At 51.7% G+C, this 23182-nt stretch carries 20 protein-coding genes; 12 read left to right on the top strand and 8 right to left on the bottom strand.

The window, feature by feature from the left end; all coding sequences use genetic code 11:
• Positions 1-262 precede the first annotated feature (262 nt).
• The 3 genes from LWL52_RS03205 to LWL52_RS03195 all read left to right on the top strand — a co-directional run bounded on the left by LWL52_RS03205 (position 263) and on the right by LWL52_RS03195 (position 3703).
• Entirely contained in the window at positions 263-2344 is a 2082-nt protein-coding gene (locus tag LWL52_RS03205) for a VWA domain-containing protein (protein WP_242916869.1), read from the top strand.
• A 68-nt stretch (positions 2345-2412) separates the two neighbouring features.
• Positions 2413-2997 carry a GNAT family N-acetyltransferase gene (locus tag LWL52_RS03200; RefSeq protein ID WP_242916868.1) on the top strand — a complete coding sequence of 195 codons (585 nt, stop codon included), beginning with the start codon at positions 2413-2415 and terminating at the stop codon, positions 2995-2997.
• A gap of 37 nt (positions 2998-3034) precedes the next feature.
• A complete protein-coding gene (locus LWL52_RS03195) occupies positions 3035-3703 on the top strand; it encodes a pseudouridine synthase (protein WP_242916867.1) in 669 nt (222 codons plus the stop codon).
• A 153-nt stretch (positions 3704-3856) separates the two neighbouring features.
• Here LWL52_RS03195 and LWL52_RS03190 read toward each other — a convergent pair whose 3' ends face one another.
• Positions 3857-4453, bottom strand: coding sequence for an outer membrane beta-barrel protein (locus tag LWL52_RS03190; RefSeq protein ID WP_242916866.1), 597 nt, complete (start codon positions 4451-4453; stop codon positions 3857-3859).
• A gap of 160 nt (positions 4454-4613) precedes the next feature.
• On the opposite strand from LWL52_RS03190, the gene LWL52_RS03185 reads away from it, so the two are divergent.
• From LWL52_RS03185 to priA, 4 genes are all read left to right on the top strand, one after another.
• Positions 4614-5183 (top strand): GNAT family N-acetyltransferase, encoded by a 570-nt coding sequence (locus tag LWL52_RS03185; protein ID WP_242916865.1) that lies wholly within the window; start codon positions 4614-4616, stop codon positions 5181-5183.
• Between the two features lie 64 nt (positions 5184-5247).
• Positions 5248-6549 carry a M20/M25/M40 family metallo-hydrolase gene (locus tag LWL52_RS03180; protein ID WP_242916863.1) on the top strand — a complete coding sequence of 434 codons (1302 nt, stop codon included), beginning with the start codon at positions 5248-5250 and terminating at the stop codon, positions 6547-6549.
• Between the two features lie 107 nt (positions 6550-6656).
• Complete coding sequence (locus tag LWL52_RS03175) at positions 6657-8096, top strand: hypothetical protein (protein WP_242916860.1); 1440 nt, start codon at positions 6657-6659, stop codon at positions 8094-8096.
• 92 nt (positions 8097-8188) lie between these two features.
• On the top strand, positions 8189-10720 hold the full coding sequence (priA, locus tag LWL52_RS03170; protein WP_242916859.1) for a replication restart helicase PriA: 2532 nt from the start codon (positions 8189-8191) through the stop codon (positions 10718-10720).
• A gap of 198 nt (positions 10721-10918) precedes the next feature.
• Here priA and LWL52_RS03165 read toward each other — a convergent pair whose 3' ends face one another.
• The 3 genes from LWL52_RS03165 to LWL52_RS03155 form a co-directional block, all read right to left on the bottom strand.
• The gene (locus LWL52_RS03165) at positions 10919-11098 is read right to left on the bottom strand and encodes a hypothetical protein (RefSeq protein ID WP_242916858.1); all 180 of its coding nucleotides are present in this window, start codon (positions 11096-11098) and stop codon (positions 10919-10921) included.
• 40 nt (positions 11099-11138) lie between these two features.
• Positions 11139-11663 carry a DinB family protein gene (locus LWL52_RS03160; RefSeq protein ID WP_242916857.1) on the bottom strand — a complete coding sequence of 175 codons (525 nt, stop codon included), beginning with the start codon at positions 11661-11663 and terminating at the stop codon, positions 11139-11141.
• A gap of 260 nt (positions 11664-11923) precedes the next feature.
• Positions 11924-14488: a M14 family metallopeptidase gene (locus tag LWL52_RS03155; protein WP_242916856.1), complete on the bottom strand. Its 2565-nt coding sequence runs from the start codon at positions 14486-14488 to the stop codon at positions 11924-11926.
• 619 nt (positions 14489-15107) lie between these two features.
• Here LWL52_RS03155 and LWL52_RS03150 point away from each other — a divergent pair.
• From LWL52_RS03150 to LWL52_RS03130, 5 genes are all read left to right on the top strand, one after another.
• Positions 15108-15938, top strand: a complete 831-nt coding sequence (locus LWL52_RS03150; RefSeq protein WP_242916855.1) for a hypothetical protein — start codon at positions 15108-15110, stop codon at positions 15936-15938.
• Positions 15939-16133: 195 nt separating this feature from the next.
• Positions 16134-17300: a hypothetical protein gene (locus LWL52_RS03145; RefSeq protein WP_242916852.1), complete on the top strand. Its 1167-nt coding sequence runs from the start codon at positions 16134-16136 to the stop codon at positions 17298-17300.
• Positions 17301-17528: 228 nt separating this feature from the next.
• A complete protein-coding gene (locus LWL52_RS03140; RefSeq protein WP_242916850.1) occupies positions 17529-18275 on the top strand; it encodes a hypothetical protein in 747 nt (248 codons plus the stop codon).
• A gap of 253 nt (positions 18276-18528) precedes the next feature.
• The gene (locus LWL52_RS03135; protein ID WP_242916848.1) at positions 18529-19341 is read left to right on the top strand and encodes a hypothetical protein; all 813 of its coding nucleotides are present in this window, start codon (positions 18529-18531) and stop codon (positions 19339-19341) included.
• A gap of 111 nt (positions 19342-19452) precedes the next feature.
• On the top strand, positions 19453-20124 hold the full coding sequence (locus LWL52_RS03130; protein ID WP_242916846.1) for a TIGR02117 family protein: 672 nt from the start codon (positions 19453-19455) through the stop codon (positions 20122-20124).
• Positions 20125-20207: 83 nt separating this feature from the next.
• Here the strand turns inward: LWL52_RS03130 and LWL52_RS03125 are convergent, their stop codons facing one another.
• From LWL52_RS03125 to LWL52_RS03110, 4 genes are all read right to left on the bottom strand, one after another.
• Positions 20208-20921, bottom strand: a complete 714-nt coding sequence (locus LWL52_RS03125; RefSeq protein ID WP_242916843.1) for a pirin family protein — start codon at positions 20919-20921, stop codon at positions 20208-20210.
• On the bottom strand, positions 20911-21522 hold the full coding sequence (locus tag LWL52_RS03120; RefSeq protein ID WP_242916841.1) for a nitroreductase family protein: 612 nt from the start codon (positions 21520-21522) through the stop codon (positions 20911-20913). The genes LWL52_RS03125 and LWL52_RS03120 overlap by 11 nt, the downstream gene beginning before the upstream one ends.
• 69 nt (positions 21523-21591) lie before the next feature.
• Entirely contained in the window at positions 21592-22140 is a 549-nt protein-coding gene (locus LWL52_RS03115; protein ID WP_242916838.1) for a YceI family protein, read from the bottom strand.
• A gap of 425 nt (positions 22141-22565) precedes the next feature.
• Complete coding sequence (locus LWL52_RS03110; protein ID WP_242916836.1) at positions 22566-23129, bottom strand: NUDIX hydrolase; 564 nt, start codon at positions 23127-23129, stop codon at positions 22566-22568.
• Between the last annotated feature and the right edge of the window lie 53 nt (positions 23130-23182).

Genomic DNA, 23182 nt, shown 5'->3' with positions numbered 1-23182 from the left:
AGAAGTATAAGGCACGGCTACTCGTTAGCTTTTGCTATCCGATGGCAAGATGGCGCAAGCATCCGCTTGTGCCTGTGAAGCCTCGTAAAAACCTGCGTATACGCTGTGCAAGCAAATACAAAGGTACGGTTGTCCTAGTGAAACGCTTGCATAAAGTATAAGCCTGCTACAAAAGCACAAGCGGACGCTTGCGCTGGTATGCGGCTAATAGTAAGGGCCACTTCTTCCGGCTAAATGGTTTTAATTCATAATTCGTAATTGCTTGAACAGCTTCCGCCTCATAACCACCTCCTCCCCCTGGCTGATACTTGCCTGCCTGGCAGCCGGTGCGCTGTATGCCTGGCTGCTGTACAGCAAGCGTACGCCCTGGCCTAAGGCGCTCAACTACCTGCTGGCAGCGGTGCGGTTTGTGGTGGTAAGCTTGCTTTGTTTTCTGTTGCTGGGGCCACTGGTACGTTACTTCAAAAATACCACCGTAAAGCCCACCATTGTATTTGCCCTGGACAATTCACAATCGGTGAGGCTGTTTTCTGATTCGGTGCAACTGCAGCAAACGGCTCAGCAGTTACAGCAAATGCGCGAACGTCTGGAAGCCAAAGGGTATACTACGGAGGTGCAGACGCTTAACCCGACGCAGCCGCCGGCAAGTATAACGGCCGTACCCTATACTTCTGAAACCACCAACCTGAGCGAGCTGCTGCAAGGCGTGCAGAACACGTATGCCGAACAAAACCTGGCAGGCGTGGTGCTGCTTTCGGATGGCATCGTGAACCAGGGCCTCTCGCCTACCTATGCCCACTATAACTATCCTGTTTACCCGGTGGCCGTAGGCGACACGGTTCCCAAGCAGGATGTACTGGTAGCCTCGCTGCGCTATAACAAGGTAAACTATAGCGGAAATCGGTTTCCGCTGGAAGTCGAGCTGCAGCACGAAGGTTTCGGCGGCAGGCAGGCCACCGTCCTGCTCAGGGAGAACGGCCGCACGATTGCCAGCAAAACTATCCTGCTGCAGCCAAAGCAAGCCATCCAGCAGGTGCCGTTCCAGGTGCTGGCCAGCGGCCTGGGCAAACGGCATTACGAGGTGCAGGTGCAGCCACTGGCTGGCGAGTTTACCACCCTCAACAACACCAAACATGCCTACATCGATGTGGTGAAAGGCAAGATCAAGATACTGGTAGCGGCGGCGGCCCCGCACCCCGACATCAAAGCCCTGCGCGCCGCGATCGAAACAAACGAGAATTACGAAACCGAGCTGTACATACCGGGTCTTACCCCGCTCAAACAAGAGGATTACGATGTGGCGGTGCTACACCAGCTGCCCGGGCGGGTAGCCGGCGGCGAGGCCGTGCTGAACCTGGTGCGCCAGAAAAATCTACCCGTCCTGTATATTCTGGGTCCGCAAAGCGATCTGAGGGATTATAATGCCCTGGGAGCCGGGCTCCGCATCAGCAGCAGCGGGCAAACCGACCAGGTAGTAGCTGCCGTCAACCCGAATTTTACTGCCTATACCATGCCCGAAGGCACGGCCGAGCGCCTGGCCGGGTACCCGCCGGCACAGGTACCCTTCGGCACCTATACCCTGGCGCCTAACACCGAGGTGATCCTGTACCAGCAAGTAGGGCGCGTCAAAACAAACAAGCCGTTGCTCACCATCCAGACCGCCGGCGACAAACGCAACGCAACGCTGCTCGCTTCTGGCACCTGGCAATGGCGGCTGCAGGAGAATGCCACCTACCAGAACGCCCAGGTATACAACAAGCTTATTACCAACCTGGTGCAGTTGCTCAGTGCGCCCCGCAATAAAAAGCGCCTGAACGTATACCCGGTGCAAACCGAATACACCAGCTCGGATGAAATCCGGTTCAACGCCGAAGTATATAACCAGGCGCTGGAACCCATCTATGGGCAGAACATCACCCTGAAAGTGACCGGCGAAAAAGACAACACCCGCAGCTTTACCTTTGCCAACGGCGAAAACCAGACCGGCGTGACGGTGGGCACTTTGCCCGGCGGCCGTTATACTTATACTGCCTCGGCTACGGTAAACGGCCAGCTGCAGCAGGATAAAGGCGAGTTCATTGTAGAGGAACTGCAACTCGAAGCGCTGAACGCGGTGGCCGACCACAACCTGCTCTACCAGCTGGCCAGCAACACGGGCAGCCGCTTATACTTTCCGCAGCAGCTGCCGCAACTGCAGCAGGATATTTTAACCAGTAACCACAAAGCCATTATTTATAGCCAGGAAGAGCTGACGGACCTGGTGGATATGAAGTGGCTTTTCTTCCTGCTGCTGGGTTTTATCAGTGCCGAATGGTTCGTGCGCAAGTATAACGGCAGCTATTGAGTTATCCAGACACCTGTAACTGCGTTCATCTCCATATAGATCGTATAAAACCCTATCAACTGAGAGCCATGTTTTCTCCTTCCACTCCGCCCCTGCTCCTCGAAACAAAGCGGCTATACTTGCGGGAGCTGACGCCGGCACTCTACAAAGAGCTTTTTACCACCCAGCGCAAGCCCGCCATCATGGCCTACCTGGGGCTGCACACCGACCAGGAGTATAAGGAGGCTGAAATACGGTTTACTAAAGGCGCGACCACCTTTTTTTCTACTTTCAAGCTCTTCCACCTGCTGGACAAGGCCAGCCACCAGGTCATTGGCCGTTGCGATTATCATACTTGGGTGCCCACCCACAGGCGCGCCGAGGTGGGGTATGTGATCACCAGCGAAGCTTTCAAGAACCGGGGGCTGATGGCCGAGGCGCTGGAAGCCGTGCTGGCCTGTGGCTACGAACACATGAACCTTTACCGTGTGGAAGCCATGGTGTCGCCAAAGAACACGCCTTCGATGCAATTGCTACAACATTTCGGGTTTAAAAAAGAAGGTCTGCTGCGGAATCATTATATGGTGGAGGATGTGCTGGAGGATTCTGTCGTATATTCGCTGCTGAAGCCCGAATTTGCCGATTGGCAACAACAGCATCCCAAGGCAGTATAACTTATAGGCCTGTGCCTTTTTAACTTTCCTTTATACTTTGAAATATTTCCTGCTAAACAAACCCTACGAAGTGCTCACACAATTTACCGACGAGGCCGGCCGCGCCACCTTGAAGGACTTTGTAAAGGAGCCTGGCATTTACCCGGTCGGCCGCCTCGACTACGACAGCGAAGGCCTGGTGCTACTCACCGACGACAAAGCACTGCAGCACCGCCTCTCCGATCCGCAGTTTAAGGTCGAGAAAACATATTGGGTGCAGGTAGAGGGTACCCCGGAAGAGGCCGCCCTGACAAAGCTGCGGCTTGGCGTGCGCATTAAGGAGGTAAAAACGGCTCCGGCAAAAGTGCGCCTGCTGGACCAGGAACCGCAGGTATGGGAACGCGCCACGCCCATCCGCTTCCGCAAAAACATTCCCACCACGTGGGTAGAGATCAGCATCTCGCAGGGTATGAACCGGCAGGTGCGGCGCATGACCGCTGCGGTCGGCTACCCCACGCTACGCCTCATCCGCGCAAGTATAGGCCCGCTTACCTTAGGTGGGCTACAGCCCGGCGAGTACCGCGCGCTCACTCCTGAAGAAATCAGTGAACTGAAAAGTCTGGCAGCTAAAAGTAGTGCAGCAGCACCGCGCAGCAGCGGCAACAAGCGTCCGCAAATCAAAGGCCAAAAAGATAGCCGCGGCGGCTTCCGGAAGCAGATCAACTAAGCCCTTGGCACCTCCTCCCTGGTAGGTTGCTGCCGAAGTACAAGCAAGCAAAGTATAAACGGAGAAGTATAAACGCAAAGGCCCGGTCTTTCGAAACGATGTTCGTCGGACCGGGCCTTTATGGTTATACTTCACTTTTGCCGGCAGATCGAATTAAATCGTTACCCCCAGGCTCACAGAAAAGGAGCGACTTTTACCTTCTGCATTGCCGGCGTTCAACACAGTAGACAGCCCGTGGTGGTAGAGCAAGTCCAGCGACAACACCCACACATCCAAGCCAATGCCGCCGCTTAAGGCAAACTGCGCATTATGAATATCGTTGCGTTTCAGGTCTATGTTATTGTCTTTCACGTGCAGCAAAAAGGCGGAGCTCGGGCCGGCCATCAGCCGCAGGCTTCTTACATAATCGCCATCCACCTCCATGCGGTAACCCAATAAAACCGGCACGCGCAGGTACTGCGCCACAAACGCATCACGCTCGCCCGGCCGCAGCTGGTTGGTAGTAACGGCAAATGTTTTATGGGTGACAAACTCTACGCCCGGCTGCACAAATAAGCGATTCCCGATGCGCCCGTAAATGCCGAATTCCGTGCCGATACCGGTATCATCTTCCGTAATGTTGGGATCATCGCTGATATTATAAAAGTTAACGCCTACTTTGGCCCCGATTTTCATTTCCTGCGCAGTTGCGCTATGCATCGCTAGCAGCAACAGCGTACCCACCAAAACTATCTGTAATCTTTTCATCATAAATTCCCCTCACAGTATTTAAATTTATTTTGCTTCCTGATTTTCAACATATTAAAATCATTTAACTATAGAAACTATAACTTTGTTGTAGTGATTTTGGGCCGATTTAGCGAAAGCATCTATCTTGAGGTGATTAAACACTGCCTATGCCGCCTATACTATGAAAAAGAATGAAGTTCCTGCCCTGCTGCCGGTTACCGAAGGAATATACCTGCGGCCGGTTACCCTGGCCGATGCTGCCGCCCTTTTCCACCTCATTGATACCCAGCGGGACTACCTGCGCCAATGGCTGCCGTTTGTGGATGCAAGCCAGGAAGAGGCCGACACGCGCTCGTTTCTGAAGTATGTGACTGACAAAGCAAATACCTCCGACAAAGTGTTTGTGATCCTGTACCGCGGCGAAGTAGCCGGGCTCATCAGCCTGAAAGAAATAGATTACCTGAACAGAAAGCTCGAGATCGGCTACTATTTAAGCGAAGCCTTGCAAGGCAAAGGCATCATGCGCCAGAGCTGCCAGGCGCTGGTAAAGTGCGCTTTCGAGGACCTGCACATGAACCGGATCCAGATCAAAGTGGGCGTTGGAAACACCCGAAGCAGCAACATTCCGCAAAAGCTGGGCTTTTTGCTGGAGGGCGTGCAGCGGCAGAGCGAGTACCTGAACGGGGCTTTTCACGACCTGGAAGTATACAGCCTGCTCCGACAGGAATGGCAGGCACGGCAAGAGCCTTAGCCAGGCTGCCCCGGCGCTAAACACAAAACCAACTATATACCTATAACTACCTTACCGCTACACCATGAGAAAAAAAGGACTGGCCCTGGCTGCGATCGCGCTTAGCCTGAGTATGGCCGCCTCGGCACAAAAGCTTAAAACCATTTCGCAAAAGGAAACCACCCGCCTGGTGAGGACCCTGAGTGCCGATGCCATGCAGGGGCGCGGCTCCTTTACGCCGGGCATCGACAAGGCCGCCGATTTTATCTCCGGCGAGTTCAAGCGGATCGGCCTGGCTCCGCTGGCCGGCGACAACGATTTTCTGCAAAGTTTTACGGTGTACCGCCTTGCGCCAGGTACCAAGGCAGCAAAGCTAAGCGGCCAGGAACTACCCGCTGATCGATTTTTTGCCTATACCATGCAGGAAAAGCTCAGTTGGCAGCCCGATGCCAGCCGCAAAGTAGTTACCATTGGCGAGAACGATAACTTCCGGGCCGTGCTGGGCCCGCTGCTGAAAGGCAGCCAGGATGCGCTGGTGCTGGTAAACCCAAAACATGAGAAAGCTTTTAACGGCTTTAAGAACCGCGCTGAGCAGGGCACGACCACCACAAGCCTGGGCAAAGGCCCCAGCCTTGCTTTTGTGCTCACCGATCAGCCCACAGCACCGGATTTTGAGCTGTCGGTAACCAACAAGGTCACGCAACAGGAACTCAAAAACGTGGCCGGTATGCTGGAGGGCAAGCGCAAGGATGAAGTGGTGGTGTTCTCGGGCCACTACGACCACATTGGTATTGGCGCGCCCCTGGACGGCGACAGCATTTCCAATGGGGCTGACGATGACGCCTCCGGCACCAGCGCGATGATCATGCTGGCCGAATACTATAAAAAGCAGCGCAAGCCGGAACGCACCCTGATCTTTGTCGCCTTTACAGCCGAAGAGATCGGCGGCTATGGCTCACGTTATTTTTCGGAGCAGCTGGACCCAAATAAGATCGTAGCCATGTTTAACATTGAGATGATCGGCAAGCCTTCTAAGTTTGGACCTAACAGCGCCTTTATTACGGGTTACGCGAAATCGGATATGGGCCAGTTGCTGCAGAAACGGCTGCAGGGCACCGCGTACAGCCTTCATCCTGACCCCTATCCGCAGCAGAACCTCTTTTACCGCTCCGACAATGCCACCCTGGCCCGTTTAGGCGTGCCGGCGCATACAATTTCTTCGGACCAGATAGACACGGATCCTTATTACCACACCGTGAACGATGAATTTGAGACGCTGGACATGGTCCACCTGACTAACATGGTAAAAGCCATTGCGCTGGCCTCGCAGGGAATTGTAAATGGCACCGACACCCCCACCCGGGTCGATACGGCCACGGTAGAATAACCAGCTGTAGTATAAGGTGCAGTTGCCGCTGCACCTTATACTACAGTTACACATACCGCAACTGCTGCAGTACTCGTATGAGAGAATAGTTAGTTATACCCGTACGCATGCGATACTTCTTACTGCTTGTTTGTTTGCTCCAGGGCTTACCCACCCGGGCACAGCAGCCTGTTTTTACTTGGGGCCCTGCTGTAAACCACGAAGCCCGGGAGCTGGAGCAAATGCAGGTAGTGGCGGCGAACAGTACCGGCTTTTATGCCTCCTATGTTCAGGATCACCAGGTTACACTGCAGCGCTACGATCAGAACGCGCAACTGCTCTGGGCCATTGCGGTGCTGCCGCGCACGCCGCAGGGGCAAACCTCCCGGTTCTTGGGCGCGGTGCTGCTGCATAACAAACTTTATGTGCTCTCTACCTTTTCCAGCGGCGGGCGCACCCGGGTCTTTGCACAGCATATTTCCGAAACAGGCAACTATAACCCGCAAATCCTGGTTTTAGGCAGCAGCGTGTATGGCAGCCGGGTGCTTTTTGCCACGGAACCAAACAAGGCTACCCTGCTACTGGTGCAGACAGGTGAGACGAGCGGCCCCGCTTCCGTCACCCTGCTCTCAAAGGACCTGAAACCCCGCTGGACGGAGGACCTCAAGACAACAGGCAGAATACAGGAAGTATTGTTAAAACGTGATGGGTCTTCTTTTATACTTACCTGGGACGGGGCAACAGCCCCCGCTACCGCCGCTTTTCAGCTTTACCGCTTCAGCGATGACGGCCGGCTAACAAACAAAGCCCTGGGCCATGAGCAATACCGGCCGCTGCAGGCCCGGCTCCTGCTTACTCCCGGGCGCGACGTGGTGGTAGCCGGTTACATTGTGCCCGCCACATCGGTGGTTACCCAGAACCCTGAACCCAAAGGCACCTTTTACTACCGGCTGCCTGACGGCAAGATGCCGGACCCGGTGATTTCCTTCAGCTTGTTTGATACCGATTTTATACTTGACTACAAGCGGCACAAACCAGACGACGACCACAGCCAGCGCCTGCGCAGCCTGCAGCTCGGCCCTTTAATACCTGCCGGAAAACAGGGGGCGACGCTGATCGGGGAAGTAACGTTTGCACAGGCTGCCGGCGGCTATGTCACGCAGAATCATGACGATATCCTTATGACCTCCCTTTCGCCTGCAGGCACACCCACCTACATTACCACCATCAACAAAGAGCAGCACAGCCCCCGGAATGCCATTTTCCAGGGCTCCTATTTTGCTACCGCCATCGGCGACACGCTGCATTTGCTTTATTTGAATTTCAGATACGCCGATACTGCTGAAAATAACGAAGAAGAAAGCATCCTTCCGGAAGAAGCAGTACCGGTGCATGTAACCGTTGCGCCAGACGGAAGCCAGCAGCTACGGCCGCTTCAATACAGCGTAGCAGACTCGGCGGCTAGTTTTTACCTGCGCCCTCCGGCTACTTTCCAGGTCTCGGAGCGGGAATATATTGTGCTGGGCATCGGTAAAGGCTATTACAGGTATGGCCGGATGCGGTTTTAAGGGCCTGCTGCCTTCCTTTTGATTCTCGCGTAATCAGCCGCCAACAATCCGCAATTTTTACGACCTTTGTAAACGCTAACGTAGAAACACCCTTGTCCGAACTGCTGAATTTCAATTTTCCGCCGGAGCCGGCCGTTGACCGCGTCACCTTGTTTGCCGACGTGATCCTGCCCCTGCCGCTACCCAAGCTCTATACTTATCGCATCCCCTTTGAGATGAACGATGAGGTGCTGGTGGGGGCGCGCGTAATTGTGCAGTTCGGAGCCAAGAAAGTGCTAAGCTGCATTGTGGCCGAGATCCACGAAAATGCCCCAGCCGAGTACCAGGCCAAGTATATACTGGATGTGCTCGACGATACGCCCATTATTACGGCGCCGCAGCTCAAGCTCTTTAAATGGATTGCCGACTATTATATGTGCACTTTGGGCGAGGTGATCAACGCGGCACTTCCTTCTGCGCTGAAACTGAGCAGCGAGTCGCGCATACAGCTGCACCCGCAGTATAACCCCGAAGAAGACGAGCTTATACTTGCCCCGCAGGAAGAAAAAATCATTTTTGCCCTGCAGCAAAACCAGGCCCTCACTTTTACCGAAGTGGGCAACCTGCTGCAGCTCAAAAGCTCACATAAGTTTATCAAGTCGCTCATCCAGAAAGAGGCCATCATCATTTATGAGCAGGTCAGCGACAAGTTCTCGCCCAAAGTGGTAAAGAAGGTGCGCCTCTCAGAGCATTTTGTGCAGGAAGAAGGCATGCTGGAAGAGCTTTTTAACCAGCTGACCCCGCTCCCCAAGCAACTCGATATCCTGCTCAATTACCTCCAGAAAGTACCCGTGCACCAGGACGTGCACCTCAACTACAAAGGCCTGGAGAAAAGTACGCTCACGGGCAACCCGCACCTGTCGGCTTCGTCGGTTAACACGCTCATTAAAAAAGGTGTGCTGGAGCAGTTCGACCAGATCGTGTCGCGCTTCCCGATGGACAACGAGCCCCAGCAAATGCCCATGGCCTTGTCGGAACACCAGCTGCAGGCTAAGGACGAGATCCTGGGTTTGTTTAAAGAGAAAGATTCGGTGCTGCTGCATGGCATCACCGGCAGTGGCAAAACCGAAGTATACATCGACCTGATCAAACATGCCCTGGAAGGCGGCGGCCAGGTATTATACTTGCTGCCCGAAATTGCCCTTACGGCCCAAATCGTGACGCGCCTGATGAAAGTGTTTGGTGATAAGCTGGGCGTGTACCACTCCAAGTTCTCGGATAACGAGCGGGCCGAAGTATGGCAGGGCGTGCTGGCCGGGCGCTTCCAGGTGGTGGTGGGCGTGCGCTCGGCGGTTTTCCTGCCCTTCCACAACCTCTCGCTCATCATTATCGACGAGGAGCACGAGGCCAGTTACAAGCAGTATGACCCGGCGCCACGCTACAATGCCCGCGAAACGGCCCTGGTCATGGCCAGCCTGCAGGGCGCCAAAACGCTGCTGGGTTCGGCCACGCCCGCTATCGAGAGCTATTATAACTGCAAGAGTGGTCGCTGGGGCCTGGTAGAAATGAACAAGCGTTTCGGCAAAGCCCAGTTGCCCAGCATCGAGCTGGTGAACACACGCGAGGAGCAGCAGCGCAAAAATATGCACAGCCACTTCTCGGCCAAGCTTTTAACGGCTATTGAAGAACGGCTGCACCGCCAGGAGCAGGTGATTTTGTTCCAGAACCGCCGGGGCTACGCGCCCTTTATCTCCTGCGAGGAGTGCTCCTGGATACCCAAGTGCAAGTACTGCGCCGTGAGCCTGTCGTACCACAAGTATAACAACGAGCTGCGCTGCCACTACTGCGGCTACCACGAGCACATGCCCCACGACTGCCCGGCCTGCGGGGCTACCACACTGAAAAGTATGGGCTTTGGTACCGAAAAGGTGGAGGACGAGCTGAAACTATTGCTGCCCAATGCCGAAGTGCAGCGCATGGACCTGGACACGACCAAAAAGAAGAACAGCTACCAGCAGATCATCGCCGATTTCGAGACCGGCCGCACCAATGTGCTGGTGGGCACGCAGATGGTTACGAAAGGACTGGATTTTGAGAACGTGAGTCTGGTCGGTATCCTGAATGCCGATACGATCATCAACTTCCCCGATTTCCGGGCGCACGAGCGGGCGTACCAGCTGTTTGTGCAGGTAAGCGGCCGGGCGGGGCGCAAAGGCAAGCCCGGCGCCGTGATCATCCAGACCCGTGACCCATTGCAGCCTATCTTCCGAAAAGTGCACAGCAACGATTACCAGAGCCTGTACGAGCATGAAATTGAAGAGCGGCTGCGCTTCAGTTACCCGCCTTTTGTGCGCATGATCCGCATCACGGTGAAACATGGGGAGGAACACACCGCTGAGAACGCGGCGATTGTGCTGGCCAAGGACCTGGCCGACCGGCTGGGTAAGCAGCAGGTGCTCGGGCCGGAAGTGCCCTACATCTTCAAGATTCGGAATTTGTTTCTGCAGGAGATCCATATCAAGCTGCCCCGCGAGCATACCAACCTGAAAGCTGCTAAAGGACAGATCGCCCAGGCCATTTTTAACGTGAAGCTGCTGCCTGATTTCAAAGGGCTGCGCATTGTAGCCGATGTAGATCCGGTGTAGCCAAAGCCCTGCAGGCCAGGCAAAAAGCAACCGGAAGACGGCAGGAAAATTTATTTTTTATTTTCAGCATCTGTTACAACTCCTGCCCCAGCCCTACGTATAGATAGATACCTTTGGCTAAAAGTTGAAAACCTGAGAGTCTGATCTATCCCCAAAAAGATAAATTAGCTTTCAGGTTTTTCCCGTTTATACCCGCTCCTACAGGTCCTGCTTGCGCAGTAACATCACCAGGTACAGGATCCCGAACACCAGGAACACAACAGTCAGGAAAATATCCAGCTTGCTATAGTTGCCCATCATAATTTTATACCCGTTTAGTCCGGCAAACACAAAACAGACAATAGTAAGTACAATGCGATAAAACCTCCGGTTCTGCATGGAATGGCTGTTAATTAGTTAAGAATACGTTTCTGATGGTTTACGCCAGGTAGCGCTCCCGGATTACTTTGAGGTGATGAATTTCGTGGCCGAGGATCACGTAGCCCAGTGCCCGCACCGAGCAAACGTTGCCGTTGGCCACGCCGGTCTGTTGCAATGCTTCCGCATCAAAGCTCCTGAAAAGGGCGATGGTGGCGGTTCGAACAGCCGTATACTCGGCAAGCAGGGCCATCATATCGCGGGCATCCGCTTTGGAAGGTATTACATAAATACCTTCGTCGAAGCCCGGTAGTTCTGTTTTGTCCTGGCGGGCAAAGCGCAGCGCGCGGTAAGCAAAGATCCGTTCGGCATCCATCATGTGCACCAACAACTCTTTTATACTCCATTTCCCCGCTGCATAGCGGTGCAGCAGTTTCTCCTCGCTCAGCTCCTGCATTAACCCGGCAATGTAAGTATAACTAGCGGTGAGGCCTTCCAGCAGGTCTTCGGCCTGCGCTTCCTGTATATAGTTTGCAAAAGCGGGACTATACTCTGTTGGTTGCGGGAACGTAATTATGGTGCTCATTTTTATCTTGCCTGTGGCAGCATCTGTTTCTACCTGCGAAGGTACTTAATTTTACCAAAGCGCCTACAGCATCCTTCCTCCGAAAAAGCCTGTGAGTTTATACTTTACCCCTGCAAACATGCTACTGACTTTGCAAAGCCAGCCTCGGCCCGGTTTCATACTTTGCTGCGGCTAGTTTCATCCTGCAACTTCTTCTAAAACAAAAATCCCCTTGCCTATAGTGGCAAGGGGATTTTCAAAAAGTAATTTCGGCGCAGGAATTACCTGCCTACCATGAACACGGCATTGCCAAAAAGCAGCTTGCCGCCTTGCCAGAAAGCCCGGAAGAGCGGGTTATCGGCCAGGTACACGACTTGCCCGCGGCCCATCTCCTGGGTGCCCAAAATCATGGCGTCCTGCAGCTTTTGCTTTGCCTGTGTACCCACAAAACCGGTAGTATAGTTTTTCTTCTTCAGCACGCCCACGTTCCAGCCATCCTCTAAAAACTCAAAGGCATTGGCCGACCGCACCAGGGCATAATAGGTATCATCGTAGCCAAAGGCCAGCGGATGGGTTTTATCCAGGTCCACGCGGTAAATGCTTCCCTGCACCATGTCGCTCAGTTCCTGGCGCTCACGCTGGCCGTATACCTGCAGGGCAGCGTACGGGCTTTTGCCTTTTTCAGCTTTCGCCTTGTCCTTGCCCGCTTCTTCTTCGTCTTCCCCTTTCAGTTTAAGGTTGAAGCCTTTTTTGCCGGCCAGAAAGCCTGCGGCATCTTCCATCGCGATCAGTTTGCCGCCCGCCTTTATCCAGTCTGTCACGGCTCCGAGCGTTTTCTCATTCAGCACCTCGCCGTACGAGCCATCCGGAAGGATAAGCACGTCAAACTCCTGAAGTGGCACCCTGCTAAAATAAGCGGTGTTGATGGCTGTAACCGGGTAGTTGATCTGCTGCTCAAAATAGTGCCATACTTCGCCAAAACCGTACGCCGAAACGCCCTCTCCTGTCATGATGGCTACTTTCGGCATTTTGATAGCATGCACACTGCCCGAGCCAAAGTCGCCACCGCTGGTAGCAAAGCCTGTTTCGGTAGCCTGAAGCGACACATTATACGTAGCTGCCAGCTGGCGCACAGTAGCATCCAGTTTATCGCCCAGGCGCTCGTTGCCACTGCGGGTAATAATGAGGGTGCCGGGAGCATACTGCGTTTTGCCCATTTCAAAAGGCTTCTCCGAAACACGAACCTTGATATCATGCTTCATCAGGTCTGCCAGGAAACGTAGGTCTTCCAGGCTGTTCCAGCGCGCCAGGTAAGCATAAGGGCGGGCAACAGAAATAGCTGGCGCAGCCGCCACAGCCGATTTAGCGGAAGCGGGCTCGAGGCGGTTTTTAAGCGCATAAGCCTGCAAGCCATACGCGTACGGAATGGCCCAAGTCGTAATGTCGTAGGTCAGCGAGTCTTCCAGTTTGGACTCGGGTTCGAATAGCACCTTTACCAGCGTGGATTTCGGCTGATACATACTTACCACCAGGTCGTTATCGCCTACTTTAAAGCTTTCGTTCTTGCCAGTGGTATAGTTAAACCCTTTCGCGGATTTGCTCTTGCTGCCATACCCATAGGCGATCTGCTGCCGGTCGAGGTAGTTGGCCAGTTGCTGTATTTTTTCGGCATTCTGGTCGGTAGCTTTCAGTACGAACGTTTTGTAAGTACCGCCCGGGTGGTTCAGATTGTTGTCATAGTACTTGCGGAACTCCTGCTTCAGCTGGTCGGCCTTTTCAGAAGCCGCCTGCAGGGTTGCCTTACTGGCCGCTACGTGGTGTGCAATGCGGTCGGTGAGGGTCAGCGTGTCGCCATCGGCTTTTATATACGCCAGGCCTGCACGGCCCGAGCCGCCTTGCTCGTAGGTCATGCCGATTGCCCCATTGTAGGTAGGCCATGTATCGCCGTAGCTGGGGTAAAACAGGTCATATTCTTCGCGGGTAAAGTATAGCCAGTTGTTCTTATCGAAGTACTGGCGGTTATACTCACCAATGGTGTTCTGAAACTGGCGCTGCCAGGGCGTGATGCTTTCGTGGTAAGGCTTGGCCGCCGGCGAAAAATAATACGGCGCCTCCGGTCCCATCTCGTGGAAGTCGGCGTGCACCTGGGGCAGCCACTGGTTGTAAACGGCTATGCGCTGCTTTGTTTCTATCTGCGTTTGCCAGGCCCAGTCGCGGTTCAGGTCAAAGTAATAGTGATTGGGGCGTCCGCCCGGCCATGGCTCCCAGTGTTCCCAGGCGTAAGGCGAGGCATTGCCGCCGCGGTTAGAGGCCTGCTTGTACCACTGCACATAGCGCTCGCGGCCATCGGGGTTAATGCAAGGGTCCAGCAGCACCACTTCGTTCTGCAGCCACTGCCGGCTCTGCTCGTTTGCCGGGTTCACCAGGTCGTAAAGTACCTGCATCACCGCCTCCGAGCTTACGGCCTCGTTGCCGTGCACGTTGTAGCTAAGCCAGGCAATAGCCGGCTGGTTGCCTTCTACCTGTCCTTTGGCCATACCTGCCATGCGCAGGCTGTTTTCGCGGATCTGCTCCAGGCGCGGCAGGTTTTCATCCGATGCAATGTAGGCCAGCACCAGCGGCCGTCCCTCGTAGGTATGGCCATATTCCTGCACTTTAATGCGGTTCGGCGCCTGTCGGGCTACATAGTATACATAATCCAGCAGGCGGGCGTGCGGGGTAAACTGCTGCCCCAGCTTATAGCCCAGAAATTGCTCTGGCGTCTGCAGGGTTTGCTGGGCTAGCGCCACCTGCACACTTAGCAGCAGGGCCACAAAAGCGAAGGTTCGCTTCAACGTGTTTGTCATAGGTTTAGGATTGTGAAAGTGCTTAAAAGTAAAGCGATCGATTAAGTCCCAATCTGCGCAAAAATGGTGACTTAGGCAAGTATTGCCAGGTGTGGAAACGCGCCTACCACAAAATTCATCCTATTCTGAATAATGTGCTCGTATTTTGCCGGTTATCAGCTCAACCCGGATCACTATAATAATTACAGCGGCGCTTATACCCTGCCCGAAGATGGCGGCTAACACTACATTGAAATTATCGATAGGATAGATAGAATAGATGAAGTATGGAATCATCCCTCATAGACACTCAAATGAACTGGGGAATGAACGAAATCCTGGCCGCCTTAGCGGATGCCTTCGCCAAAAATACTTATACTAATAACCTCTGTATCAAAGAGAAGTTATCCATAGAGCAATAGTTACCAGGTATAAACAGCAGCGGCAGGCACTGGCCTGCCGCTGCTGTTTATACCTGGTTAGACAAGTTTTAAGCTGCCAAAGTATTTGGCCATCAAAAATATAAGGCTCGTGGAAGGCAGGCAAGCCACATCAAAGACAAAGTATGATTTTTCCAACAACCCTTGAAAGAACATCCCGTACAGCAATTCATGGTTAAACACTAAAACTTATCTGATTGATGAAAAACAAACTTTTACTCCTGCTTTTCTTTCTACCCCTCCTGCTGGCCGGGTGCCAGGATCCTGATGATGATGTTGATTTCCCAACTCCGGAGCCCCCAAAGCCTGTAAGTGAGCTCATAAAGGACGATTGGTATCTTAAGGAGATTATAAATATTGATCCCGCTGGCCAAGAAACAACGAATCCTAGAAATACCAGATACAATATTGAGGAAGATTATATCCAAATCTACTATGATCCCACAGGACATGATTCGGGAGGAGGAGATTACATGCTTAAGGAAAGCGGAGGTAAAACTTATCTTGAACTTTATAATAGGTCTCTCTATGAAATTTATGAGATAACCTCTATCAATGACAGTTCGATGACCTGGGAAGTTACCGACAGCCTTTCACAGCTATGGGCTGAGAATCCGCCACCTTACCCATTGTCTGAACATTTTAAAATGACATTCAAAAGGAGAGTTAAACATCCGCTGGAAGATAAAATAATTGGGGGATTCTGGAATGTTGATTCTACTATTAAAGTAACGTACGATGCGGCAGGCAATATTATTAAAAAGGAAGGTTCCTCCAATCAAAACCGTCTCTTTAACTTTGAAATTGATATAGCAGAAATTTACCCACCGCAAAATGAGCCAGATGCTGACTATTATGAAGCCTCCTGGATTTTGAAAGACAGAGAGGGCAAAACATACCTGGAGTATGATAGTGAAGACTACACCACTATGATCATCAATCAAGTGATTTCTGTTACAGACGATAAGATGGTTTGGGAGCGGAAAGAGAGCCCAACGGTCTCGTATATTATCGAACTAAGCAGACAATAGCAGCGAGCCCAAAAGAAGGGCAGGATTATCACCAGACATCCTGCCCTTCTTTTATCTGATTGCAAGTATAATTCCTTGTATGCTGAAGTATAATACGCAAACTCCATTAAAATCCTGCTACTCTTAGATGTTATATACTTTTGTTTAGCGAGTATCAGCTAATGCACAAAAGATGAAACAAAAACGTACAAGCACATGAATAACAAACTTTTACTCCTCCTTTTCTTTCTACCCCTCCTGCTGGCCGGGTGCCAGGATCCTGATGATGATGTTGATTTTCCAAAGCCTGAACCCCAAAAGCCGGTAAGCGAGCTCATACAGGGAGAATGGGTACAATCTGCCAGAATCGATATAGATCAGAACGGCAATGAAACCACGCATGATAACAAATATTATAACAGGTGGCAGTTCGACGAGCATGATTTATATATACTTTCCAGTCCTGATGGGCACGATGCACAAGGTGGCGCATATACGTTAACGCGAAGCGGTGGCAAGGACTACATTGCGTTTGGCACTGCCAATGAGGGAAATACGACGTATGAGATTACCTCCATTACAGATAGCACGATGTTATGGGAGCTGACCGACAGCCTCTCACAATTGTCTGATGCGCATCAGGGCGAGCACTTTATATTAAAGTTCAGAAGGCTGGAGACAACGCCAGAGTATAAGATTACAGGGAACTGGAGCCCCAGCAAAACGACGAAAGTAACCTATAATGCTGCCGGCAATGTGGTTAGCAGAAAGGCAGCAGCCAACGAGGTGAATGCATTGCAGATCGTTTCATCAGATAAAGCGGTTTTCGTTGACTGGAATAATGATAAAATTGACGCGGGGTACAACTATACGTTAGACGAAGGCCTTAATAGCACAACCCTCACCCTTAAATCCCCTGCTACAAATGACGTGGCCTTACAAGTAAAACTGACCAGCCTCTCAGAAAATCGTATGACATGGGAGCGAAAGGAAAGTGCTACCATAGCGTACATCACTGAGTTCACAAAAGTCGACAACCTGGCGCCTCCCGATGGGTCGAAAGCCGCAAAAATGATAGGAGAATGGATACAAGATGACCCCGCCTTTCCGGGTGGCTTGCACTATGCATTTTACGGCAGCAACTTCGAAATTTACACCACACCGGACCATGATGTTGTAGCGGGCGGCCCATACTTTGTAATCGAACGGGAGGGCAAAACATACTTCTCCTACCTGGACGATGATGCCTCCAGGAACAACTATGAGGTAACCAAACTGTCGGATAACAGCATGACCCTGGTGCCGGCGGATGATCTTCCTTTCTTGCCTGGCTACGGCGAAAACACGTATGGTGGCACCATTGTGCTAACCCGCAGCAAGTAACTTCAACAATAAGGGGAGTTAGCAGCCCCCCTTATTGTTTATACTTCTTTGAAGCAACTTAAAAGCTGCCTGCATATGTAAGTGGAAATAAAAAAGCAAAGGGCTGGCTACATCAGAGACATAGTATAACATTTCCACTGCCTACCAAAACAGCTCCTTTAAAACAATTAACACTTAAATACTAATACTATTTAATGGATGAAAAACAAACTTTTACTACTGCTCCTTATGCTTCCTCTCCTGATTACCGGGTGCCAGGAACCAAACGATGATGTTGATTTTCCAAAACCACAACCGCAAAAGCCGGTAAGCGAGCTCATAAAGGGAAGTTGGTATAAAGCCTCCAGTAATGCCTATTCCAGGTATGACATTACAGATAAGGTCATCACTACACTTACGGACCCCATGGGTATGAATGAAGGCGGAGCTGATTATACTTTGAAGCAAAGCGGAGGCAAAACGTATATCGAACTGAATGACCTGAATGCTTTGTATCAGATTTACCAGATCACTTCCATTTCGGACAGCGCCATGACATGGGAAGTATCCGATAGCCTTGCCCGGTTATGGTTTGAAGATACTAAACCACATCAACTACAGTTCAAAAAAAGAGTTAAACATCCGCTGGAAGATAAAATAACCGGCTTCTGGGACACCGCCAAAACCACAAAAGTGACATACAACGCAGCTGGCAATGTTGTGAAAGAAGAGAAAGTTGCCAACCAAACCAGGGGCTTTGAATTCGAAATTGACTGGTGCACGGTGTTTTTCCCCCTGACGGAGTCAGGCAGGGAGTATGCCTATGGGGATTGGTTGTTGAAGGACATAAGTGGCAAGACCTTCCTTTCGTACAACGACGAAGATCACCCAACCATGATCACAAATGAAATCCTTTCGGTAACCGGCGATAAAATGGTCTGGAAAAGTACCGAAAGCGCCACAGTAGCCTATATCATTGCCTTGCGTAGAAAGTAGGTGAGGTAAACTTTAGGCTTATAAAGCCCTAAAAACAGCAACGGGAGGCCAGGACCTCCCGTTGCTGTTTTTGTTGCTACTCCTTTAAAGCCCCTTTTTCACCTGCTCATGGCGATTTCACCTGTCGCTACCTTTCTGATTCACGACCTCACCTAAACGCAAATTATACTTATTAAAGCATTGTTTACACTTAAGCAATCCTTAAAATTTAATTTACCGTACATAGTATTTCATTATTTAAAGCTGCTTAACCATGATGAAAAACCTGTATTTGCTTCCGATGTTGTTTTTGCTACTGCTGGCCGGCTGCCAGAAGCCTGATGAGGAAGTGCCCTTACCAGACCCGGAAAAGCCCATAAGTGAGCTGCTCATCGGTGACTGGCGTAACTATGAACGTATCACGATCGATGCAGATAACAAAGAAACGACGCATCCCATCACGTATACCGTTTATCACATCAAACCGGAAATCCTCTCCATCTATTATAATGTGGAAGGCCATGACCAGGGAGGCGGAAGATATACAATTACGAAAAGCGGCAACAGGAATTATATAGAATGGATTGATAATATAAATGGGTACGCAAAGTATGAAATAACCGCTATTACGGATAGCAGTATGACCTGGGAAATGACCGATAGCCTGGCCGCGCTATCTGACTTAAACCAGGACGAGCATTTCAGGCTTTCTTTCCGGAAAATGATCAAACATCCGTTGGAAAGCAAAATAACCGGCTTCTGGGACACGGATACCACGACCCGGGTAACTTATGATGCGGCTGGAAACATCCTGAAAACAGAAGGCGTAACGAACCAGATCAGCAGCTATGAAATTGAACCGGAATACCTGGTTATATACTGGGCAACAGAAAACCCGGAAAATTCGATGACGGAGTACACGTTCAGAGACGAAGCGGAAAAAACATACCTGGAATATACGCTTTACCGGGAGGGTACCACGACCGCTTACTCGTATGAGATCGTTTCGGTGACAGACGATACGATGGTATGGAAGCAACAGGTGAGCCCTACCGTCTCATACCTTACCACCTTCACAAGAGAATAAAAGACCACTGCGCGCTAGCAGAAAGGCAATCCATACATCACCTGATCCTTCCGGCGGAAGATTACGTTTTCTTAGGGGCTATACCTACGCAACCAGGATAGCAAACTACGTATGCGGACAAACTACCGGGGCGGGTGCCTGGCAAGTATAAGTATGCTGCTGCTGTTGTGTGTGGCGGGCCTGCTGCTGACAAGTATACCCGTAAACAGGGGCTATGCACAAACAGCAGGTGGCGTGGAGATCTTTGTCATTTCTAACGGCGTGCACACCGACCTAGTGGTGCCGGTTAAAACCCCGGACATCGACTGGCGGCAGCGCTTACCGCTCTACCAGTTTGCCGGCGCCGACAGCACTTATACCTACCTGTCGTTTGGTTGGGGCGACCGCCGTTTTTACGTGGAAACGCCGGAATGGAAAGACCTGACGCCGGATGTGGCCATTTCGGCTGCATTGTGGCCCACACCCTCTGCCCTGCACGTGGCTTACCTGCGGGGCCGGCTGGCGCCTGGCAAAAGGCAGCGCCGGTTGCAGCTTTCGCCGGCCCAGTACCAACAGCTTGTTACCTACATCACCCACTCGTTTCAGCAGCAAAATGGCCGTTTTATACTTATGCCGGGGGTTGGGTATACCGACCAGGATAATTTCTATGAAGCCAGAGGCAGGTTCTTCCTCTTTAACAATTGCAACAACTGGGTGAACAGGGGCCTGAAAGCGGCCGGTGTACGCACGGCATTGTGGGCACCGCTCCCGTTTGCCGTGATGCGGCACTTGCCCAGGCCCTGAAAAAAGCAAAGCCCCGGCAGCTGCCGGGGCTTTGCTATACTATAAGCATATGAAATAAAGGCCATTGGAAAGCAGTAAGGCTTTTAATTCATCGGTACTTCCATCAGCAGCAGCTCGGCATCCGAACTAGCTTTGATGGAGATCATATCGGTTTCAGATAGGCCAATGCCATCGCGTCTGTTCAGTTTTTCGCCATCGATCTCCACGTTGCCTTCCAGCACCAGGGCGTACAGGCCGTTGCCTGGTTTATGGATCTTGTAGTCTTCCGAAAAGCCCTCTTTCAGTGTACCCAATGAGAACCAGGCATCCTGATTGATCCAGACTCCTTCGCCATTTTTATCAGGCGATACCACCACCTGCAATTTGTTCTGGCGGTCTTCGGGCTGAAAAGTTTTCTGGGCATAACGGGGTTCAATGTTTTGCTCCTTGGGCAACACCCAGATCTGCAGAAATTTCACCTTCTCTGTTTTAGAGTGGTTATACTCCGAGTGCGTAAGTCCACGGCCAGCCGACATGATCTGTACATCGTTGGTGCGGATAACCTCCTTGGTACCAGTGCTGTCCTGGTGTTCCAGGGCGCCGGCCAATGGAATAGAGATGATCTCCATGTTATCGTGCGGGTGCGCGCCAAAGCCCATGCCCGGCGCTACTTCGTCGTCGTTGATGACCCGCAGCAAGCCAAAACCCATGCGTTGCGGGTTATAGTAGCGGGCAAAGCTAAAGGTGTGGTGCGAGTTTAACCAGCCGTGGTTGGCATGGCCCCGGGAGCTCGCTCTATCAATTATTTTATTGCTCATTTGTTTTTCCTTCTATTGTAAATGCGTTATTGCCCCAGCTGCCGGCATACACCACCTCGCTGAGCGGCTTGCGGATGCGTGGCGCCACTTCGCGGGCTTTTAAATTATCCGGCAGTTGTTCTATATCACCCAGATAGCCGATGGTAGCCATCAGCACGGGCTGGTAGCCAGCTGGCAAATGCAGTGATTCTATTGCTTTGGCAGCAGAGAAACCACCCATCAGATGCACATAAAGCCCCAGCTCGGTGGCCTGCGCCAGCAGGTTACCTGTGGCCAGACCCACATCATGCCAGGCATGGGCATAGGCATTTTCCGTATCGCCGAAATTCATTTTAGCTACCGTTAGCAGCAGCACCGGGGCATGTTGCGCCCAGATGCGGTTGCCTTCGGCCAGCGAGGCCAGCATGGCCTGGTATGCTTCGGGTTGCTGCTCTTTATCGGCGTAAACGAAACGCCAGGGCTGCTCGTTCATGGCCGATGGCGCCCAGCGGGCAGCTTCAAATAATGCCTGGAGGGCCTCAGCCGGTAAAGGTTTTTCACTGTAGGCTCTTGTACTGCGTCTGTTACGGATCAATTCGTGTACTTGCATCGCTTCCATCATGGCCAGGGTTACTGTTTATACCTTTCTCTTCAGGCAATGTGCCTTACGATAAGGTTTACTCAGTCTTGCTTACTGTTGTTTGATGAGTTCGAGCTGCGCTTTTACTTTTACCTGTTTGCCCAGCATGGCGCCACCAGTTTCCATCAAGGCATTATACTGCAGGCCAAAGTCAAAACGATCGATTTTGCCTTCTACCTGGAAGCCAGCTCTGGTGTAGCCATACGGATCTTTGATCACGCCTCCTTTAGTCACGTTCAGGGTCACTTCTTTGGTCACGTCTCGGATGGTCAGCTCACCGGTCAGCTTAAATTCTTCTTCGTCGAGTTGCGTTACGCTGGTGCTCTTAAAGGAGATTACCGGGTAATGGGCCACATCAAAAAAGTCATTGGCACGGAGGTGGTTGTCGCGGTCGGTATTGCCGGTGGTGATGCTGGCCACCTGGATGGTTACCTCGGCTGCGGCATCTGAAAAGTCCTCGCCGGAAGAAGTAACTTCGAGAGTAAAATCGCCAAAATTGCCTTCTACTTCTGAGATCAGCATGTGACGAATGGCAAACTTAATTTGAGAATGGCTTTGATCGACGGTCCAGATTGACTTTGTTTCTGTTGATGGATTCATAGGTTGTGTCGTTTTTTTGTTCTGCTATACTTTCTTAGAGCTGCCTTCGGACCTGACGCATAACACGAGCTGTGCTGATTGCTGCTTTGTTATACCGATCCGGGAAGGAAGATTATTTATATGTATATACATCAAATGTACGTACATAGTTCATGAAAACAAAATATTTCCTCCACCTTTTTCGCTTGAAAATCCACAATTATACCTATGTAATTGATTTCCTAGGCATTACAGAAGGAGTTCCTGAAACATAGGAGCAGGCAGGCGGGAAGTAAACAGGCCTTGTTGGGAGAAGTATGAAAGCAGCGTTCGTTACTCAGGCAGAATGGCTTTCCGGCTCGGGTAGTTAGCAGCAGCTTGTACTTACAGCAAAGCGCCTGTTGCAAACAGGCGCTTTGAAGAAGTAAACCAGATATAGGTGCAGGTTACAAACCTAATTTTCGTATGGCCAACAGGCAAAGCGCCACCGAACCCGACACATGAATGCTGCCCCCGAGCACCAGCTTTTCCACGTCAGCAAGGGGCACTTTCAGCACTTCGATGTCTTCGCTTTCGTCCAAGTCCTGTTCCGCTACTTTGCGCACATTACGGGCCAGGAAAAAGTAGATTTTGTTGGTGTCTTTGGTCGGGTTATCGATCACCTCCAGCAAGGGTTCCACCGCATCCGAAGTATAGCCGGTTTCTTCCAGCAGCTCGCGCATGGCTGCTGCACTGGGGTCTGTTTCGTCTTCGTCGATCACGCCGCCGGGAAGCTCCATAAAAATATTCCCTGCCGCGTGTTTATACTGTCGTACAAAAATCACGTGGTTATCTTCGGTTAGCGGGAACGTAAGTACCACATTGGGCCGCACACTTACAAAGTAATCGTCCATTTCGCGGCCATTGGGCAAGGCCACGTGGTCGCGCCGGAGCTTGTACCACTTGTGCTCAAACACCATTTCTGACTTAAGTACTTTCCAGGGCTTTGGGGTATTTTCGGTATGTTCCATGCTGACAGAGTATAAAAATATGGCGCTGCAAGTTAGGATTAAAACCTAAAAAG

Origin of the sequence: Pontibacter liquoris, from assembly GCF_022758235.1 — a bacterium.
In the GTDB taxonomy this organism is placed as follows: domain Bacteria; phylum Bacteroidota; class Bacteroidia; order Cytophagales; family Hymenobacteraceae; genus Pontibacter; species Pontibacter liquoris.
Note: the sequence above shows the minus strand (reverse complement) of the source record. Positions and strands in the feature narration are given on the sequence as shown.

Coding starts and splice junctions, on each gene's coding strand:
- LWL52_RS03120 (WP_242916841.1), bottom strand. CDS start 21,522: ATGATGGAAGCGATGCAAGTACACGAATTGATCCGTAACAGACGCAGT.
- LWL52_RS03160 (WP_242916857.1), bottom strand. CDS start 11,663: ATGAGCACCATAATTACGTTCCCGCAACCAACAGAGTATAGTCCCGCT.
- LWL52_RS03175 (WP_242916860.1), top strand. CDS start 6,657: ATGCGATACTTCTTACTGCTTGTTTGTTTGCTCCAGGGCTTACCCACC.
- LWL52_RS03165 (WP_242916858.1), bottom strand. CDS start 11,098: ATGCAGAACCGGAGGTTTTATCGCATTGTACTTACTATTGTCTGTTTT.
- LWL52_RS03185 (WP_242916865.1), top strand. CDS start 4,614: ATGAAAAAGAATGAAGTTCCTGCCCTGCTGCCGGTTACCGAAGGAATA.
- LWL52_RS03125 (WP_242916843.1), bottom strand. CDS start 20,921: ATGAGCAATAAAATAATTGATAGAGCGAGCTCCCGGGGCCATGCCAAC.
- LWL52_RS03110 (WP_242916836.1), bottom strand. CDS start 23,129: ATGGAACATACCGAAAATACCCCAAAGCCCTGGAAAGTACTTAAGTCA.
- LWL52_RS03155 (WP_242916856.1), bottom strand. CDS start 14,488: ATGACAAACACGTTGAAGCGAACCTTCGCTTTTGTGGCCCTGCTGCTA.
- LWL52_RS03150 (WP_242916855.1), top strand. CDS start 15,108: ATGAAAAACAAACTTTTACTCCTGCTTTTCTTTCTACCCCTCCTGCTG.
- LWL52_RS03145 (WP_242916852.1), top strand. CDS start 16,134: ATGAATAACAAACTTTTACTCCTCCTTTTCTTTCTACCCCTCCTGCTG.
- LWL52_RS03190 (WP_242916866.1), bottom strand. CDS start 4,453: ATGATGAAAAGATTACAGATAGTTTTGGTGGGTACGCTGTTGCTGCTA.
- LWL52_RS03200 (WP_242916868.1), top strand. CDS start 2,413: ATGTTTTCTCCTTCCACTCCGCCCCTGCTCCTCGAAACAAAGCGGCTA.
- LWL52_RS03180 (WP_242916863.1), top strand. CDS start 5,248: ATGAGAAAAAAAGGACTGGCCCTGGCTGCGATCGCGCTTAGCCTGAGT.
- LWL52_RS03115 (WP_242916838.1), bottom strand. CDS start 22,140: ATGAATCCATCAACAGAAACAAAGTCAATCTGGACCGTCGATCAAAGC.
- LWL52_RS03135 (WP_242916848.1), top strand. CDS start 18,529: ATGATGAAAAACCTGTATTTGCTTCCGATGTTGTTTTTGCTACTGCTG.
- LWL52_RS03130 (WP_242916846.1), top strand. CDS start 19,453: ATGCGGACAAACTACCGGGGCGGGTGCCTGGCAAGTATAAGTATGCTG.
- LWL52_RS03140 (WP_242916850.1), top strand. CDS start 17,529: ATGCTTCCTCTCCTGATTACCGGGTGCCAGGAACCAAACGATGATGTT.